The sequence below is a fragment of the Streptomyces uncialis genome, from assembly GCF_036250755.1.
Lineage (GTDB): Bacteria > Actinomycetota > Actinomycetes > Streptomycetales > Streptomycetaceae > Streptomyces > Streptomyces uncialis.
Window position 1 is genome coordinate 5,016,266 of record NZ_CP109583.1, and the last position, 16,747, is coordinate 5,033,012.

Consider the following 16,747-nt stretch of genomic DNA (forward strand, 5'->3'; position numbering starts at 1 on the left):
CGGGGGCGGTGACCTCCGGGTGGTGAGCTCCGGTGGGCGAGGCGTGCACGGTGACTTGTGGGCCTGTGGAACGTGAGCGTGTCGGGTGGGGTGGCGCCGGGTGGGCGTGCCGGGTGGGGGGTGCCGGGTGGGGGGTGCCGGGGTGCCGGGGCCGGTGGGGGGCGGCATCATCGTCGTATGGATGTGAATCTTCGTCTCGCGCAGCAGCCCGACGCCGACGCGTTGCTGGGGCGCAGCCCGCTGGCCGCGCTGGTGGGCATGCTGCTGGATCAGCAGGTGCCCATGGAATGGGCCTTCGCGGGGCCGTACACGATCGCGGAACGGCTGGGCGGGGACGATCTCGACGCACAAGAGATCGCCGCGTACGAGCCGGAGGCGTTCGCCGCGCTGCTGTCCGCGAAGCCCGCGGTGCACCGGTATCCCGGGTCGATGGCCAAGCGGGTGCAGCAGCTCTGCCAGTACCTCGTGGAGCACTACGACGGTGATGCCGCGGCGGTGTGGGAGGGCGTCGGCAGCGGGAAGGAGCTGCTGAAGCGGCTCCAGGACCTGCCGGGGTTCGGCAAGCAGAAGGCCCAGATCTTCCTCGCGCTGCTCGGCAAGCAGCTCGGGGTGCGCCCCACGGGCTGGCGCGAGGCCGCCGGGGCGTACGGGGAGCAGGGGGCGTACCGGTCGGCGGCGGACATCACCGGGCCGGAGTCGCTGGCGAAGGTCCGCGCGCACAAGCAGGAGCTCAAGGCGGCGAAGAAAGCCCGGAAGCCCCTGTGACACGGCGGCCGTGGCCGGGTGTCGCAAGGGCTTCCGGGAAGAGTCGGCGGAACCGGGCTGAGAGCCGCCACAGTCCGGGTCCGCCATCTGGCGCATGTCCCACTGGGAAGGGACATGCGTCCACCCCCGTCAGTCCGGACGCCAGTACCCGAGGGCCTTGACGCGCGGTCTGGGTACCGACAGCTCCTTGCGCAGGTACGCCGTGAGGGACCGTGTGGTGACGGTGTCGCAGGCGACCCAGACGAAGTAGTCGTCGGTGTCCCGGTGTTTCCCGAGGAGGTCCGGGAGGGTGGACCGGACCTCCTCCATGAGTCCGCCGCCGCCGCGCGCGACCGTACGCAGGTCGTGCCGCGCCGGATCGAGCCGCATCGGCAGCCGGGCGTCGAGCGGATGCGAGGTCTCGTACCAGACGGTCGCGGGAACCTCGCCCAGCTCGTCGAGCAGGGAGTTGATCGCGGGCAGCGACGCGGCGTCGCCGACCACGTAGAGATGGGAGGGCGGTGGATCGGGCGTGGTGAAGTCCGAGCCGTGCACGGTCGCCTCGATGGTGTCGCCCTCGCGGGCGGCACGGGCCCAGTCGCTCGCGGGACCTTCGTGGAGCACGAACTCCAGGCTGAAGGTGCCCTTGTCCGGGTCCGGGTCCACGAGGGTGTAGCCGCGCTGGTGCGGCTTGCCCGCCTTGCTGAACCAGAGCCTTACCCACATGGTGGGGTGGACCCCGGTGACCGCGAGCATGCCGCCGTCCGTGACGTGGATCCTGCGGAAGCGGTCGTTGACCACCTCGGTGCCGGTCACGGTGAGGACGAAGTCCTTGCTCCGGAGCAGCTTGAGAACGGCACCTTCCCAGCCCCGCTTCATCACCACTCCCCTCGCCGGTCGCCCCCGGTGGCACTTCTGCCCCCGGCGTCCGTTGGTTAGGTTAGCCTAACCTAAAGCGATTTGGCGAGGGGTTCGCCGCGTGTCGTTCAGGAAGTCGTTCAGGAACCGGCCACGTACTCCCTCAGATGCCGGGCCGTCAGCGTCCGCCCGCCGGCCACCAACTCCTCGGGTGTCCCCGTGAAGACGACCTCCCCACCGGCCTGGCCGCCGCCGGGACCGACGTCGATGATCCAGTCCGCGTGCGCCATCACCGCGAGATGGTGCTCGATGACGATGACCGAGTTCCCGTCCTCCACCAGCCGGTCCAGCAGCGCCAGCAGCTTGTCCACGTCCGCCAGATGCAGACCCGTGGTGGGCTCGTCCAGGATGTACGTCGAGGACTTCTCCGCCATGTGGATGGCCAGCTTCAGACGCTGGCGCTCGCCACCGGAGAGGGTGTTGAGGGGCTGCCCCAGCCGGAGGTACCCGAGGCCGACGTCATGGAGCCGGTTCAGCACCTTGCGGGCCTGACCGGTCGGGAAGAAGGACCGGGCCTCGGCGATCGACATCCCGAGCACCTCGCTGATGTTCCGCCCGTCGAGCCGGTACTCCAGCACCTCCGGGGTGTACCGCTTGCCCTCGCACTCCTCGCAGACCGAGACCACCCCGGCCATCATCGCGAGATCGGTGTACACATGGCCCAGCCCGTTGCACCGCGGGCAGGCGCCCTCCGAGTTCGCGCTGAACAGGGCCGCCTTGACGCCGTTGGCCTTGGCGAACGCGGTCCGGATCGGGTTCAGCAGCCCCGTGTACGTCGCCGGGTTGGAACGCCGGGAGCCCCGGATGGGGGACTGGTCCGCGACCACCACTCCCTCCCGGTCGGCCAGATGACCGTGGATCAGGGAACTCTTGCCGGAACCCGCGACACCGGTCACCACCGTCAGCACCCCGAGCGGCACGTCCACCGAGACGTCCTTGAGGTTGTGCAGGTCCGCGTGCTCGATGCCCAGCTGGCCGGTGGGCTTGCGGACCGTCTCCCGCAGCCGCGCCCGGTGCCCGATATGGCGGCCGGTGAGGGTGTCCGAGGCGCGCAGCCCCGCCAGGTCCCCGGTGTACTGGATCGTCCCGCCGTCCGCCCCGGCGCCCGGCCCGAGATCCACCACATGGTCGGCTATCGCGATGACCTCGGGCTTGTGCTCCACCACCAGCACGGTGTTGCCCTTGTCGCGCAGCCGCAGCAGCAGGCTGTTCATCCGCTGGATGTCGTGCGGGTGCAGCCCGATGGTGGGCTCGTCGAAGATGTACGTGACATCGGTGAGCGGTGAGCCGAGATGGCGCACCATCTTCACCCGCTGCGCCTCACCGCCGGAGAGCGTGGACGAGGTGCGGTCCAGGCTCAGATAGCCGAGACCGATCTCGACCAGGCCGTCGAGGAGATCGCCCAGGGCGCCCAGCACCGGGGCCACCTCGGGGGCGTCGAGACCGCGGACGAAGGCGGCGAGATCGCTGATCTGCATCGCCGAGCACTCGGCGATGTTCACCCCGCCGATCCGCGCCGCCAGCGCGGCGGCGCTCAGCCGCGCGCCCCCGCAGTCCGGGCAGACGGCGAAGACGACCGCCCGGTCCACGAAGGTCCGGATGTGCGACTGCATCGCCTCGCGGTCCTTGGACAGGAACGACCGCTGGATACGCGGGACGAGCCCCTCGTAGGTGAGGTTGCTGGTGCCGACCTTCACCTTGGTGACCGGCTTGTGCAGCAGGTCGTGGAGCTCGGTCTCCGTGAAGTCCCCGACCTTGGTGTCCGGATCGTAGAAGCCCGAGCCCGCCATCACGCCCCACTGCCAGGAGTCGACGGCGAACCCGGGGACCAGGATCGCGCCCTCCTTCAGGGACAGCGAACGGTCGACGACCCGGTCGACGTCGATCTCGGAGGTCTGCCCGATCCCCTCGCAGCGCGCGCACATGCCCTCGCCGCTGTTGAAGCTGAAGAAGTTCGAGGTGCCCGCGTACGGCTCGCCGAGCCGGCTGAAGATGAGCCGCAGCATCGTGTACGCGTCGGTGGCGGTGCCCACGGTGGAGCGGGAGTTGGCGCCCATCCGCTCCTGGTCCACCACGATCGCCGCGCTGAGGTTGCGCAGCCCGTCCACGTCCGGGCGGCTGGGCGCGGGCATGAACGACTGGATGAAGCTCGGGTACGTCTCGTTGATGAGCCGCTGGGACTCGGCCGCGATCGTGCCGAAGACCAGCGAGGACTTCCCCGAGCCGGACACCCCGGTGAAGACGGTGAGCCGCCGCTTGGGGATGTCGACCGAGACATCACGGAGGTTGTTCGCGCGCGCCCCACGCACCTCGATGACGTGATGCCCGTCCGCCTCGGTGAGGACGAGGGCGGGGAGGGTGCCGATGCCCGGGGCGGGTGCGGGTGCGGGTGCGGGTGCCGGTGTGGCGGGGGCCGGGGCAGTGGCAGCGGTGGCGGTGGGTGCGGTGCCCGGGGCGGGGTCCGGGGCGGGGTCCGGGTGGGCACTCGGCGTGGTGGGGGGCGTGCTGTTGCTCGGTGCGGACGTGCGGTCGGCGTCGGCCGGCATGACTCTCCTCGGGCGCCCAGGGGCTGTCGTCGACATGGTTCAGAAATCTCCGTGGATACTCTGTACGTCGTACAGGATACACAGTACTGCATACGATGTACGCAGATGGAGTTGGTGGACATGGTGACCGGTCGGAGCGGGGCACAGACAGGCGATCCCGCGCGAACGCTGGAGCTGCTGTGGCGGGAGCCCGGCGACGAGCACTCGGGGCGTGGGCCCCGGCCGGGACTGAGCGTCGACACCGTCGTCCGCACGGCGATCGCGCTCGCCGACGCGGAAGGGCTCGACGCCGTCACCATGCGGCGGGTCGCCGAGCGGCTGGACTTCACCCCCATGTCCCTCTACACCTATGTCCCGGGCAAGGCGGAGCTGCTCGCGCTGATGCTGGACCGGGTGTACCTGTGGATGCCGCGCACGGTCCCCGCCCCGGGCGGCGGCTGGCGGGAGCGGGTCACCGCCGTCGCCGACGAGAACCACGCGCTGTACGAGGCACATCTATGGGTCGCGGGGCTGCCCACGGTCCGTCCGCCCCTCGGGCCCGGCGTGATGACCAAGTACGAGCACGAACTGCGGGCCTTCGACGGGCTCGGGCTCACCGATGTGCAGATGGACTCGGCGCTGGCCCACGTCCTCGGGTTCGTGCAGTCCGTGGCACGCGGGCGGCTGGATGTGCGGACGGTGGAACGCGAGAGTGCGCAGAGCGATGCGGAGTGGTGGGAGCAGCATGGGCCGCTGCTCGCGCGGGTGCTGGACGCGGAGCGGTTTCCGCTGGCCCATCGGGTGGGGGGTGCGGCGGCTGTGGAGTACGGGGGGCCGTACAGCGCGGAGTACGCGTACGCGTTCGGGTTGCGGTGCGTGCTTGATGGCCTTTCGGCCCTGATCGACGTGTGAAGGGCGCCTTCGCTTGCGCTTCTGAGGTCCCCCCTGTGCTGGGCGTACTTGTCCCGTGCGGGGCGCCTTCGCTTGCGCTTGTGGGGTCTGTCCGGCTGGGCGTACTTCGTTCCTGTGCGGTCGTTCGTGGGGTGCGCGGTTCCCCGCGGGTCGCCTTCGCTTGCGCTTCCGAGGTCCGTCCGGCGTGACGCGCTTGTTCCCGCACAGGTCGTTCGTGGGTGCGCAGTTCCCCGCGCCCCTGGGTGGTGCCTCTGTGCGTCGCTCTTCGGGTGCGGGCCGGTTCTCGTCTTTGCGCAGTTCCCCGCGCCCCTCAGGTCGCGCCTCTTGCGGTTTCCCTTCGGGTGCGGATGGCGCTTGGTTGCTCGCGCGGTTCCTCGCGCCCCTGGGTGGTGCCCCCTTGCGGTCGCTTTTCGGGTGCGGGGCGGTTCTCGTGTTTGCGCGGTTCCTCGCGCCCCTGAGGTCGCGCCTCTTGCGGTTTCCGTTCGGGTGCGGGTGGCGCTTGGTTGCTCGCGCAGTTCCCCGCGCCCCTGGGTGGTGCCTCCTTGCGGTCGCTTTTCGGGTGCGGGGCCGTCCTCGTGTTTGCGCGGTTCCTCGCGCCCCTGAGGTCGCGCCCCTTACGGTTTCCGTTCGGGTGCGGATGGCGCGTGGTTGCTCGCGCAGTTCCCCGCGCCCCTTTGGGGCGCGTTCTGCTGTCTTTCGGGGCGGGGCCGGTCGGGATTCTCCGTCCTCGCTCCAACGCGCTCGGTCGGACGTCCCTCTTGTCCTGCTGAAGAGCATCGGAGTCTGCGGGCAGAGATTCCCGCCCACCCCCTCCCGTAGCGGGGCGCGTGCACGAGGAGGGGGGTGCAGGACAGGAGCAAGGTCGCTCAGCCGGGGGGACCGGTCACCCGGATGGGTGTTGTGGGCTGCGGGGTGGGGTGGGGCGGCGGATCGTGGGGGGTGATCGTCCCCCCACCGGTGCGAGGTGTACGTGATGGACGTACCGGACGCCGCGGACGACCCGGGTTCCGGAACGGCGGAGCCGGACGGCGGTTCCGGCCGTGGTCCGCGGCACCGGCGGTTCCGCGATCCGCTTCAGCGGTGGGGTGCGATCGCCGGGACGGTCACGATTCTCGTCACTCTGTACTTCCTCCTCCCCAACACGGCCTTCGGGCCCGACCACCCCGCCGTGAGCTGGCTGGCGTTCATCGCCGCGCTCGTGCTGATCGCCACGCTGCTGCTCCGACATATCCGGGACGTCCTGATGGAGCGCGAGGGCACCCATCCGGCGTTCGCGATCGTCGTGCTGATGTGTATGACCGTGCTGGTCTTCGCCACGGCGTACCTCGCGCTGGCGCGCAGCCCGGGGGAGTTCGAAGGGGGGCTGTACACCCGGGTGGACTCGCTGTACTTCACGGTGGTGACCCTGGCGACCGTCGGCTTCGGGGACATCACCGCGCACGGGCAGGCGTCACGGGTGGTGGTGATCGTCCAGATCCTCTACACGTTCGTGTTCCTGACGGCCTCGGCCACCGCCGTGTCGACCAGGCTCCGCTCCCAGCTCAGGAACCGCTCGGGCGCGAACCGTGCTGGGCGGCAAGAGCGCTGAGTCTGGCCGCGAGCGCGGTGTCCAGCGCGGTGATGGCGCCGCCCGCGTCATGGGTGTCCAGGGCGAAGGTGATCGTGTTGTACAGGATGTGGACGGACGCGTGGTGGTTCGCCTGGTCCTCCACGGCGGCCACCGCGGCGTAGAGCGCGGGGAGGGTGGCGCGGTCCAGGGTGAAGGAGGCGTACAGCTGGCCTTCCTGCACGGACCAGTCGGACAGCTCGCCGAGGGCCTGGTCGAGCTCGGCCGGGGTCAGGGGGGTGGCGGACATGACGTGGGATCACTCCTCGGGTACGGGGCGGGGATGGGTACGCGTCGGTTTCGGGGTGCCTGTGTGTCGGTCTGTGTGCCGGTCTGTCTGCGGGTGCGGGTGCGGGGGTGGATTTGGCTGGTGCGGGTGTCGGGTGGCGCTGTTTTTAGTACACCGCTCGACCCGCTGAGGTTCCCATTCGCGTTACCTCGGAGGTAATCGCCACGCCTGGGGCTCCCGGGACAGACTTGCGGCACCGCGGGCCCCCGCCCCGTACCGCAGGACCACCCCGCCCCCGTACAAGGAGCACCTGATGCAGCGCCCGCGCCGGACAGCAGCTGTCGTCACCACCGTCCTGACCACCGTCCTGACCGGTGCGCTCGTGGCCGGTCCGGCCGTCGCCGGACCCGCCCTCGCCACCGGCGGGACCGGGAAGGCCGCGGGGGGCGGGAAGGCAGCCGAGGTCGACATCCCCTTCGCGGATCTCAAGGTCGAGGCGACCGGTCCGGCGAAGGTCGTCGCCGGGGATCTGGTCGAGTACGTCGTCCGGGTCACCAATCTGGAGGGGGAGGAGGTGTCCACCGAGCTGGAGTTCGAGCTGCCGAAGGGTTCGACCGGTATCACCGTCGGCTCACGTCCCGTGACGGAGCATCTGATACCCGTCGAGTCCTTCCTCCCGGGCAGTACGCGGGTGCTCAGGATCGGGGCCAGGATCGGCGCCGGTGACGGCGGGATCAAGCTCCCCGCGAGCTTCAGGATTCCTGACCAGCCGCTCCTGAACACCTACAAGGACACCGACTGGCGGAACAACCACGCGTACGTCGACACGGTGAACGAGAAGGGCGATCCCTTCATCGGCCCGAACGCCGTACTCGGCGTCAAGGGGCAGATCCTCGCGACCTCTCCGCAGTCCAAGGTGCTCAAGCAGGTGATCACCATCAAGAACACGGGTGAGCACCGGGCCACGGAGATCGAGCTCGAAGGACGGGTGCACCGTCTCTCCGGGAAGATCCTCAAGATCGACGGCGTCGACCCCGCCCGCGGCCACCACACCGACATCGGCTTCCGCTACCGGCTCTCCCCGCTGAATCCGGGCAGGTCCCGCACGGTGATCGTCAAGACGCGGCTCACCTCGGAGACCGGCCCCGGGTCCGCGTACGGCGGCTTCTACGTGCTCGGCTCCGCGAACGGCGGGGAGCACACGCTCGACCTGCGCAAGTAGGGCGCCCGCAAGCAGGGCGACCTTGAGCAGAGCGGCCGCGAGCAGGCGGCCCCATGACAGGGGGTGCGGGGAGGTGACCTCCCCAGGTGCTGCCCCGCACCCCCGCTCGACCCCCGCTCGTGCCCTCCGTGCCACCCCGGCCGGTACGAGCGGGGCCCACCTTTCCCGGACCCGTCACCCCGGTCGTCGCGTCCCGCGCGTGAGCCCGGCCCCGTCCGGTCCGCGACCCATATCGATCGGGGAGGAACCCGGATATGAAACGTCCTGCCGCCATCACCGCCATCACCGCCATCACCGCGCTCACCGCCGCGGCCCTCGTGCTTCCCGCCACCGCCGTCCAGGGGGACGGCACACCGGACACGGACATGAGCCTGCGCGTCACCGGCCCGGCCGGGGCCGACCCGGGGGCCATGGTCGAGTACGTGGTGACCGTCGCCAACGAGGGCCGTGAGGCGGCCCCGCTGATCGTCGGGACCACGATGCCGAAGGGCACCACCAAGATCTCCTACGACTCCCGGCCCGTGGTGAACGGCAGGATCCTGCTGAACACCCTCGACCCGGGCGAGACCCGTACGCTGCGGATCGCCGCGCGGATCGGCAACCACAAGAACGCTCCGGTGCTGCCCGCGGTCTTCCGGGCCGGTGGAGGCGGTCCGGACCTGGTCCTCTTCAACGACAGCAACATGAGCAACAACACGGGCGAGGTCCGCACCAGGAACCTGAAGCAGGACTCGCTGAACGGTCCCGACGCCCGGCTCGGCATCACCGGCGGGATCACCGGCGACGGCACGCCGGGCAGTGAGCTCACCCAGACGGTCACCATCGGCAACACCGGTGTGCACCGGGCCACCGGCGTCTGGCTCAGGGCGGTCATGAACCCCGCGTCGGGGCCGATCACGAAGGTCACCACGGTCGAGGGCGCCACGGGATCGCACGGCACGACGGGGCTGAACTACCGGCTGCCGAACCTCGACCCCGGCAAGACCCATGTGATCACCGTGACCACGAAGGCGGCGGGCACCCACCTCGGCCCCCTGGGCGGTGACTACTACCTCGGTGGGGTCAACGGCGGGGACCACGAGCTCGTTCTCCGTTGACAGGCCACCCGTGAACAGCTGACGGGCCACCCGTGAACAGGGGGCGCGGGCCCATGTCCTTCCCCCGGACATGGCCCCGCGCCCCCGCCGTCCGCCACGCGGCGGAACGGGAAGTCGCGGGTGGCCGACAGTCGCTTCCGGTGTCAGAGGGGGTACGTACTGTGGTGAGGGGTGGAGCTGTCGGCCGGTGCCGGGGCGGAGGCGGACCGGGGGAGGCGGCCGCCGGGGGTGCGCGGGGCCGGGTGCGCGGTGCCGCGTTGTCGAGGAAGGCGGGGGACGATGACGGATGCACGGGGACCGCTGCTCAACGGAGCGGACCGCTTCATGCTCAACCGGGCCCGGACACAGCGTCAGGCGACCGGCCTCGTGCTCGACTTCAGCGGACCGGCGCCGCCGACGGAGGCGCTGCGGGAGCGGCTCGCGGAGCGCGCGCCGCTGATCGGACCGCTGCGGTACATCACCCCCGCCGGGGGCGGCCCGTCCTGGCGGCGCCCGCGCTGGCGGCCGGCCGAGGGGGTGTTCGTCCCCGCACACCATCTGCGGGTGCGGGAGCACGCCGACCCGGTCGCCGCGCTGGACGAGGTCATGCGCGCGCCGCTGCCGGGCGGTGAGGTGCCCCCGTGGGATCTGTGGCTGCTGCGGTCCAGTACGGCGGCCGACCGGTTCCGGCTCTGTTTCCGGGTGCACCACGCCCTCCAGGACGGGGTGGGCGCCGCGCACAGCACGCTGGATCTGCTGGACGACCAGGGGCCGGGCGGTTCGCCCGGCCCCTGGTCGTATCCGCCGGGGCGGCCCACCGCGCGCGGGGCGCTGCGGGTGCTGGGGGACCTGGGCCGCTCGTACCGTCCGGCGGGCGGCTGGGAGGCGCTGCGGCCCCCGGTGCCGGGGCCGACCCGGATCGTCCACGCGGACGTGCCCGAGGCGCTGTTACAGGAGGCCGCGCGCGGGTGGGGCGTCAGTGTGAACGATCTGTGCCTGGCCGGGCTCGCGCGTGCCCTGCGCGGCGGATGGCCGCGTCCGGGTGCCGGTGACGGGCCGCCCGCCACCTTGCCGGTGCAGGTGCCGATGTCCCTGCGCGGGGCGGACGAGCGGTCCGCGCCCGGCAATCTGACGGCGCTGTTCCGGCTCGAACTGCCCGTCGGCGCGGACGATCTGGCGCAGGCCGTGCGGCGGGTCGGCGCGGCGACCGGCGCGTTTCGTGACACCCGGCTGCGGGATGTGGCACGGGTCGCCGCGGCGGTGTCCCCGTACGCCGTCACCGAGTGGACCGGGCACCGGCTCGCGGACCCCCGCGCGCTGCCGCTCATCGCCAGTTCGCTGACCCTGCCGGGGGTGGTGGCGGCGTTCGGGGCGCGGCTCGTGGGGGGCGCCATGTTCTACGACCCGTGGTTCCCGCTGGGCGCGTACGTCTCGTTCACCCGTGCGGGTGGTGTGGTGCGGTGCGCGGTGGTGCACGCGCGGTCCGCGTCGGCGGTGCGGACGCTGCCGGAGCGGTGGGCGCGGGAGCTGTGCGAGTCCCTCGCGGGTGTGCCGCGTCCGCCCTGGCCGTCGCGGCCCCGGCGGGTGGTCACGCCCCGGTGGTACGAACGGCCGTCGTCCTGACCGTCGCCGGGCGGTGCCGTCCACCCGGGGACGGTCACCTGTTCGGGGGTTCCGCGGTCGCCGGTTGACGGGGGGTGAGGTCTGCTGTCGGGCAGGAGCGGGGCCCGTACGGCGAGGAGATCGGTATGCCCGGGGACGGCGAGGAGGACCCCGGGGCGCGACGGGCCCACGGTGCGCAGGGGGCATCCGGTGCGGAGAGGGCACCCGGTGCGGAGGGCTCGGCTGGGGTGGAGGGTTCAGCTGGGGCGGGTGGGTCACCGGCTGGGGCGGCGGGATCGGATGGGTCCCTGGCTGGGGCTGGGGCTGGGGCTGGGGCTGGGGCTGGGACCGGAGGCGGGGGCCAGGCCGGTGGCGGGTCCGGGGTCGGGGGCGGTGGGCCTGGGGAGCGGTCGGGGGACGAGTTCGCGCTGTTGCGGGAGCGGGTCGCCGTGCTGGAGGCCGACCGGGGCGCCGGGGCGTCCCGGCACCGGGTGCGGGCGTTCTTCGCGGCGCTGCTGATCGTCGTCGGTTGCGTACTGGCGCCGCTCGCCGTCCTGGCGTCCTGGACCTCTTCCGAGGTCGGCGACACCGACCGGTACGTGGCCACCGTCGCGCCCCTCGCCTCCGACGCCGATGTCCAGGACGCGGTGGCGGACCGGGTCACCGACGCGGTGATGTCGCATCTCGACCTGAACGCGCTGCTGTCCGGGGTGGCCCCCGACCAGCGGCCCGCCCTGGAGAAGGCGCTCGGCAAGCTCGGGGACGCGCTCCAGAACGCGGTACGCGGCTTCGTGCACGACAAGGCGCGGGCCGTCGCCGGGTCCGACGCGTTCGCAACGGTGTGGACGCGGGCGAACCGGCGGGCGCACAGCGCGGTCGACAAGGCGCTGACCGGGAGCGGCGGCGGGGCCGTCCAGCTCACCGACGACGCCGTCACCATCGACCTCGGGCCCGTGGTGGACCAGGTGAAGCAGCGGCTCGTCGCCGACGGGCTGACCGTCGCCGGGCGGATTCCGGAGGTCCATACGGAGCTGGTGGTCGCCCGCTCCGAGGACATCGGGAAGATCCGCCCCGCGTTCCGGGTGCTCCAGGTCCTCGGCAACTGGCTGCCGGTCGTCGCCGTGCTGTTCCTCGCCGTGGGTGTGCTGCTCGCCCGCGGGCGGCGCCGGGCGACGGTCGCCGCCGCGCTCGGCGCCGCCTTCGCGACGCTGCTCCTCGGCGCGGGGCTCGTCGTGTTCCGCGCGCTCTACCTCGACGCGCTGCCCCCGGGGGTGTCGCGGGGCGCCGCCGGTTCGGTGTACGACGCGCTGACCCGGTTCCTGCGGGTCGCGGTACGGACCGTGGTGGCGGTCGGCGTGGTCGTCGCCCTCGCCGCGTGGGTGACCGGGGGCGGCCGGTGGGCCCGGCGGGTGCGGGGCGCTTGGGGCGACGGGATCGGAGCGGTACGGGGGGCCGCGGACCGCTTCGGGTTCCGCACCGGTCCGGTGGGTCCGTGGCTCGGACGGTACGGGGTGTGGGTGGGGTGGGCGCTGGTCGCGGCGGCGGTGCTCACGCTGGTGCTGTGGTCGTACCCGACGGGGTGGGTGGTGTTCGGGCTGGCGCTGGCGCTGGTCCTCGCGCTGGCGTTGGTCACGTTTCTGGCGGGGGTCTGAGGGGGCTCTGGGGGGCTCTGAGGGGGCTGACGGGTGGGCTGGCGGGTGGCCCGGGTGGGGTGGCTGGGTTCGGCTGGGGTGGCTGGTCTGGCTGAGGTGGCTGGGTCCGGCTGAGGTGGCTGGGTCCGGCCGAGGTGGCTGGGTCCGGCTGAGGTGGCTGGGTCCGGCTGGGTTCGGGGTGGCCGGGGTGTTCGGTGGGGTGGGTGCGGGCCGTGTCGGCGGGCGGTCGCGGTGGTGTGCGGCGTTCACCCGGGCGGGGGTGTCCCTGTGGCGGGGGGTGGTGGTCCGGGTGACGTTGGGACGGCGGGGCCGGAGTGGCCCGGTGCGGTGCGCGCGGTGTGCGCGGGCCGGTGAGAAAGGTGGTCCCCATGAGCGACGAGACACCGCGTCCGGGCGACGGGACATCCCGTCCGGGCGGTGCGGGTCCGCGTCCGGGCGGCGAAGGCCTGCGCCCGGGTGGCGAGGGTCCGCGTCCCGGTGGTGAGGGTCCGCGTCCGGGTGGTGCGGGTCCGAACCCTCCGCCGACGGGAGGTGCGGGGGCGCCGCAGGGTGCCGGGGGCACACCGTGGGATCACGGGCGGGCTCCGGCGCCCGACGACCCGCGCAGGGAGTGGGTGCTGGGCGGGGTGCTGTTCGCGGGGGTGCTGCTGCTGTGCAACGGGGTGCTGGCGATCCTTCAGGGGATCTCCGCGATCGCCCAGGACGACGTGTACGAGTCGGTGGGCTCGTATGTGTACGACATCAATCTGACGGGGTGGGGGTGGCTGCTGCTGGGGCTCGGGGTGCTCGCGGCGGTGACCGGGTGGGGGCTGCTGAGCAACGCGGACTGGGCGCGGATCGCCGGGATCGTGCTGGCCTCGCTGAGTCTTGTGGCGCAGTTCCTGTTCCTGCCGTACCAGCCGGTGTGGGCGGTGATCATGATCGCGATCGATGTCTTCGTGATCTGGGCGCTGGTGGCCTACCGGCCTGTCCGTGGTGGGGGGTCCCACGTGTGACGGTTCCTTCCCCTGTTCCGGGTGGTGGCGTCCCCCGTTCGGCGTGACGCCCCCTTCCCGGGTCCGGGGGACGGGGTCCCCTCGGGTCCGTGGGCCCCCCGGGTCTTGTGTGCCCGTTCCTCGCTTCGTTGGTGCGGGGCGCCTTCGCTTGCGGTTCCGAGGTTTGTCCGGCTGGACGCGTTTGTTCCCGTACGGGTCGTTCGGTGGGTGCGCAGTTCCTCGCGCCCCTGGATGCTGCCCCATTGCGGTCGCTCTTCGGGTGCGGGTCTGCCCTCGTTTTTGCGCAGTTCCCCGCGCCCCTGGGTTGTGCCTCTTGCGGTTCCCGTTCGGGTGCGGGTGGTGCTTGGTTCCTCGCGCCCCTGGATGCTGCCCCCGGTCGGTTGTTCTTCGGGTGCGGGGCTGCCCTCGTTTTTGCGCAGTTCCCCGCGCCCCTTTGGGGGCGCCTCTTGCGGTTCCCGTTCGGGTGCGGGTGGTGCTTGGTTGCTCGCGCAGTTCCTCGCGCCCCTGGGGTTCCACACCTGGGCGTGCTTGTTCCTGTGCGGGGGCGTGACCGTCGTGGCCGGCCCTGTTCTGGGGGGCTGGGGCGGAAGGGAGTTGGGTAGGGCGTATGGGGTATTCGGGCACCCTTCTTCTGATTCTTGCCGTCGCTGTGGTCGCGCCTCTGCTCGCGTACGGGCTGGGGCGGTGGGTGCGGGTGCCGTTGGTCATCTTCGAGATCGGGCTCGGGATCGTCGTCGGGCCCGACCTGCTGGGGCTGGCGCACGACGATCCGGCGATCGACACCCTGTCCGACCTGGGACTGACGATGCTGATCTTCCTCGCGGGCTACGAGATCGAGTTCGCCGCCGTACGCGGGGACACCCTGCGCCGCGCGGTGTGGGCCTGGCTGCTGGCGCTGGCGGCGGGGCTCGGGGTCGCGTTCGCGGTGAACGGCGGTGACACCGCCAAGAGTTTTGTGATCGGCACGGCCCTCACCAGTACCGCGCTCGGCACGATCCTGCCCATCCTGCGCGACACCGGAGAACTCAAGGGCCGTTTCGGCACCGTCGTGCTGGCCTTCGGGGCGGTCGGGGAGTTCGGGCCGATCATCGCCATGGCCCTGCTGCTCGGCGGACGTTCGCCCGGGGCGTCCACCGCGCTGCTCGCGGCCTTCGCCGCCGTCACGGCGTGCGCCGTGTACTGGGCGATGCGGCCCCGTCCCCCGTGGTTCGCGCGGATCGTCGCGCGGACCCTGCACACCAGCGGACAGTTCGCCGTCCGGTTCGTGATGCTGCTGCTCGGCGCGATGCTGGCGCTCTCCGCGGTGTTCGGGCTCGACACACTGCTCGGCGCGTTCGCCGCGGGGCTGCTGACCCGGCTGGTGCTGACCGGCGCGGTACCGGAGAGCAGCGCGGAGATCCTGGGCAAGGTCGAGGCGATGGGGTTCGGGTTCCTCGTCCCGGTCTTCTTCGTCGTCACGGGTATCGGGTTCGATCTGCGGTCGCTGCTGGACGGTGGGCGTGAACTGATCCTGCTCGCCCTGTTCCTGCTGCTGTTCCTCCTGGTGAGAGGCGTCCCGGTGTATCTGCTCGCACCGCGCGACCTGCCCCGCCGCGACCGCACCGCCCTCACCCTGTACTCGTCGACCGCGCTGCCCCTGGTCGTGGCCATCACCACGATCGGGCTGGACGACGGCACGGTCACCGCGGGCGAGGCGGCGGCCCTCGTGGGCGCCGCGATGGTCTCGGTGCTGGTGTTCCCGCTGCTCGCGTCCCGGCACCGCAGGGTGTCCGGCGCCCCGGCCGAGGGGACGGCCACCGCGACGGAAGCGTGGTGAGGGGTCCCGTACCCGGGTGGGCGCGGGTGGGCATCAGCCGTTCGGACGACCCGGGGGACCGCCACCCGGGTGCCGGTGCGGCACGGTCCACGGGGGAGGGTGGTGGGGGGTGGGACGGGCTGCCTGGCCCCTCGTCCTTGTCCCCGCGCTCCGCGCGCCCGCTCCCCGACCGACAGGAGGCCGCTGTGCCGCGTACCCGTCCGTCCCCCGCCGTACGGAAACCGGCCCGCCGCACGTCGTCGCACGTCGTGGTGACCCTCCTCGCCGCCGCGCTCCTGGGTGCCTGCGCCACCGGCCCCGAGGCCCCCGGCGACAGCACCCGTACGACGGGCGCCGCCCGGGACCGGCCCACCGCGACGCCCGACCCGCGCCCCCCGCACCCCGCGCCGTCCGGCACCGGGACGGACGCCGTCACCCCCGCGCCGTCCGGCACCGGCAAGAAAGCCGTCACCCCCGCCGGGGATCTGCTGGTGGCCGACTTCGGCGGGGACACCGTCACGTTCCTCGACCCGGTGGACGGACCGACCGGCTCCGTACGGGTGGGCACCGCCCCGTACGGCATCGCGCTCGGGGACGACGGCCGGGCGTGGGTGGCCACCGCGGAGGGGGTCGCCGTCGTGGACACCCGTACCCGCCGCTCCCTCGGACGCGTCCCGTACCGGACCGGGACCGGGCCCGTCACCGGGGGCGAGTACCGCGGCGGCGGCATGGGCATCGCCCTCGCGCCGGACGGCGAACGGCTCTACGTCGGGGTGAACGTGCCGGACGGGCCGGGGGTGCTGGAGGTCGTCGACACCGCGAAACGCGAGGTCACCGCCACGGTCCCGGTCGGGCGCCGGCCCTTCGACGTGGACGTGGCCCGGGACGGCGCCGAGGTGTACGTGACGAACCACGACTCGTTCGACGTCACCGCCGTCCGCGCGGACACCCTCGCGCCCCGCCGGTTCGAGGTCGCCCCGTACGGCACCGAGGGCGGCCTCGGGTCCTGGCTGAAGCCGCACTACGCGGTGGTCCGTGCCGACGGACGGCTGCTGCTGCCGTTCGAGGGCGAGCGGCTGGCGGTGCTGGACCCCCGGACGGGACGGGTCACCGTCGAGCCGATGACCGCGGACACCCATCAGCACGGTGCCGCGCTCACCCCCGACGGCACCCTGCTGGTCGTGGGCACCGGACCGGTCGGCGACGCCACCGGAGCGCCCTCGCTGACGGTCCGGGCCCCGGACGGTACGGAGCGGACCGTCCCGCTCCAGGGCCCGCACGAGGACGTGGCCGTCTCCCGCGACGGCCGTACCGCGTACGTCACCGGCGGGTTCACCCGCGCCGGGTCCTGGGACGGGATCACCGTCGTGGACCTGGCCCGGGGGACGACCCGCCGCCTGCCCGGTGGTGACCGCCCGCTGGGCGCGGTGGTCCTCCCGTGACCGGGAACGGGTGCGCCCACCGGTGAACG

The 16,747-nt window shown here is 72.5% G+C and carries 13 protein-coding genes; 10 read left to right on the top strand and 3 right to left on the bottom strand.

Annotated elements, in window-relative coordinates; translation table 11 throughout:
* The first annotated feature begins 177 nt into the window (after positions 1-177).
* Positions 178-765 (top strand): HhH-GPD-type base excision DNA repair protein, encoded by a 588-nt coding sequence (locus OG711_RS20845; RefSeq protein ID WP_329560025.1) that lies wholly within the window; start codon positions 178-180, stop codon positions 763-765.
* Between the two features lie 129 nt (positions 766-894).
* Here OG711_RS20845 and OG711_RS20850 read toward each other — a convergent pair whose 3' ends face one another.
* Together OG711_RS20850 and OG711_RS20855 are read right to left on the bottom strand one after the other, a co-directional pair.
* The gene (locus OG711_RS20850) at positions 895-1,623 is read right to left on the bottom strand and encodes a siderophore-interacting protein (protein WP_266517542.1); all 729 of its coding nucleotides are present in this window, start codon (positions 1,621-1,623) and stop codon (positions 895-897) included.
* Positions 1,624-1,742: 119 nt separating this feature from the next.
* The gene (locus OG711_RS20855) at positions 1,743-4,208 is read right to left on the bottom strand and encodes an excinuclease ABC subunit UvrA (RefSeq protein ID WP_329560026.1); all 2,466 of its coding nucleotides are present in this window, start codon (positions 4,206-4,208) and stop codon (positions 1,743-1,745) included.
* Between the two features lie 105 nt (positions 4,209-4,313).
* On the opposite strand from OG711_RS20855, the gene OG711_RS20860 reads away from it, so the two are divergent.
* Positions 4,314-5,099 (top strand): TetR/AcrR family transcriptional regulator, encoded by a 786-nt coding sequence (locus tag OG711_RS20860; protein WP_245876743.1) that lies wholly within the window; start codon positions 4,314-4,316, stop codon positions 5,097-5,099.
* Positions 5,100-6,072: 973 nt separating this feature from the next.
* Positions 6,073-6,687: a potassium channel family protein gene (locus OG711_RS20865; RefSeq protein ID WP_329560027.1), complete on the top strand. Its 615-nt coding sequence runs from the start codon at positions 6,073-6,075 to the stop codon at positions 6,685-6,687.
* On the opposite strand, the gene OG711_RS20870 is transcribed toward OG711_RS20865, so the two are convergent.
* Complete coding sequence (locus OG711_RS20870) at positions 6,641-6,955, bottom strand: 4a-hydroxytetrahydrobiopterin dehydratase (RefSeq protein WP_073787459.1); 315 nt, start codon at positions 6,953-6,955, stop codon at positions 6,641-6,643. The two genes, OG711_RS20865 and OG711_RS20870, sit on opposite strands and share 47 nt — an antisense overlap.
* A gap of 292 nt (positions 6,956-7,247) precedes the next feature.
* Here OG711_RS20870 and OG711_RS20875 point away from each other — a divergent pair, with 292 nt between their 5' ends.
* The 7 genes from OG711_RS20875 to OG711_RS20905 all read left to right on the top strand — a co-directional run bounded on the left by OG711_RS20875 (position 7,248) and on the right by OG711_RS20905 (position 16,718).
* Positions 7,248-8,156, top strand: a complete 909-nt coding sequence (locus OG711_RS20875) for a hypothetical protein (RefSeq protein ID WP_329560028.1) — start codon at positions 7,248-7,250, stop codon at positions 8,154-8,156.
* 254 nt (positions 8,157-8,410) lie between these two features.
* Positions 8,411-9,253, top strand: coding sequence for a hypothetical protein (locus tag OG711_RS20880; protein WP_329560029.1), 843 nt, complete (start codon positions 8,411-8,413; stop codon positions 9,251-9,253).
* A gap of 279 nt (positions 9,254-9,532) precedes the next feature.
* Positions 9,533-10,855 (top strand): wax ester/triacylglycerol synthase domain-containing protein, encoded by a 1,323-nt coding sequence (locus tag OG711_RS20885; protein WP_329560030.1) that lies wholly within the window; start codon positions 9,533-9,535, stop codon positions 10,853-10,855.
* Between the two features lie 428 nt (positions 10,856-11,283).
* Positions 11,284-12,486, top strand: coding sequence for a hypothetical protein (locus OG711_RS20890; RefSeq protein ID WP_329560031.1), 1,203 nt, complete (start codon positions 11,284-11,286; stop codon positions 12,484-12,486).
* Positions 12,487-12,854: 368 nt separating this feature from the next.
* Entirely contained in the window at positions 12,855-13,481 is a 627-nt protein-coding gene (locus OG711_RS20895) for a DUF7144 family membrane protein (RefSeq protein ID WP_399545500.1), read from the top strand.
* A 607-nt stretch (positions 13,482-14,088) separates the two neighbouring features.
* Positions 14,089-15,297, top strand: a complete 1,209-nt coding sequence (locus OG711_RS20900; RefSeq protein ID WP_329560032.1) for a cation:proton antiporter — start codon at positions 14,089-14,091, stop codon at positions 15,295-15,297.
* Between the two features lie 185 nt (positions 15,298-15,482).
* Complete coding sequence (locus OG711_RS20905) at positions 15,483-16,718, top strand: YncE family protein (RefSeq protein WP_329560033.1); 1,236 nt, start codon at positions 15,483-15,485, stop codon at positions 16,716-16,718.
* Positions 16,719-16,747: the final 29 nt, after the last annotated feature.

What these genes read in the sequence shown, in the direction of transcription:
- OG711_RS20845 (WP_329560025.1), top strand. Translation starts at nt 178, where the DNA reads ATGGATGTGAATCTTCGTCTCGCGCAGCAGCCCGACGCCGACGCGTTG.
- OG711_RS20850 (WP_266517542.1), bottom strand. Translation starts at nt 1,623, where the DNA reads ATGAAGCGGGGCTGGGAAGGTGCCGTTCTCAAGCTGCTCCGGAGCAAG.
- OG711_RS20855 (WP_329560026.1), bottom strand. Translation starts at nt 4,208, where the DNA reads ATGCCGGCCGACGCCGACCGCACGTCCGCACCGAGCAACAGCACGCCC.
- OG711_RS20860 (WP_245876743.1), top strand. Translation starts at nt 4,314, where the DNA reads ATGGAGTTGGTGGACATGGTGACCGGTCGGAGCGGGGCACAGACAGGC.
- OG711_RS20865 (WP_329560027.1), top strand. Translation starts at nt 6,073, where the DNA reads ATGGACGTACCGGACGCCGCGGACGACCCGGGTTCCGGAACGGCGGAG.
- OG711_RS20870 (WP_073787459.1), bottom strand. Translation starts at nt 6,955, where the DNA reads ATGTCCGCCACCCCCCTGACCCCGGCCGAGCTCGACCAGGCCCTCGGC.
- OG711_RS20875 (WP_329560028.1), top strand. Translation starts at nt 7,248, where the DNA reads ATGCAGCGCCCGCGCCGGACAGCAGCTGTCGTCACCACCGTCCTGACC.
- OG711_RS20880 (WP_329560029.1), top strand. Translation starts at nt 8,411, where the DNA reads ATGAAACGTCCTGCCGCCATCACCGCCATCACCGCCATCACCGCGCTC.
- OG711_RS20885 (WP_329560030.1), top strand. Translation starts at nt 9,533, where the DNA reads ATGACGGATGCACGGGGACCGCTGCTCAACGGAGCGGACCGCTTCATG.
- OG711_RS20895 (WP_399545500.1), top strand. Translation starts at nt 12,855, where the DNA reads ATGAGCGACGAGACACCGCGTCCGGGCGACGGGACATCCCGTCCGGGC.
- OG711_RS20900 (WP_329560032.1), top strand. Translation starts at nt 14,089, where the DNA reads ATGGGGTATTCGGGCACCCTTCTTCTGATTCTTGCCGTCGCTGTGGTC.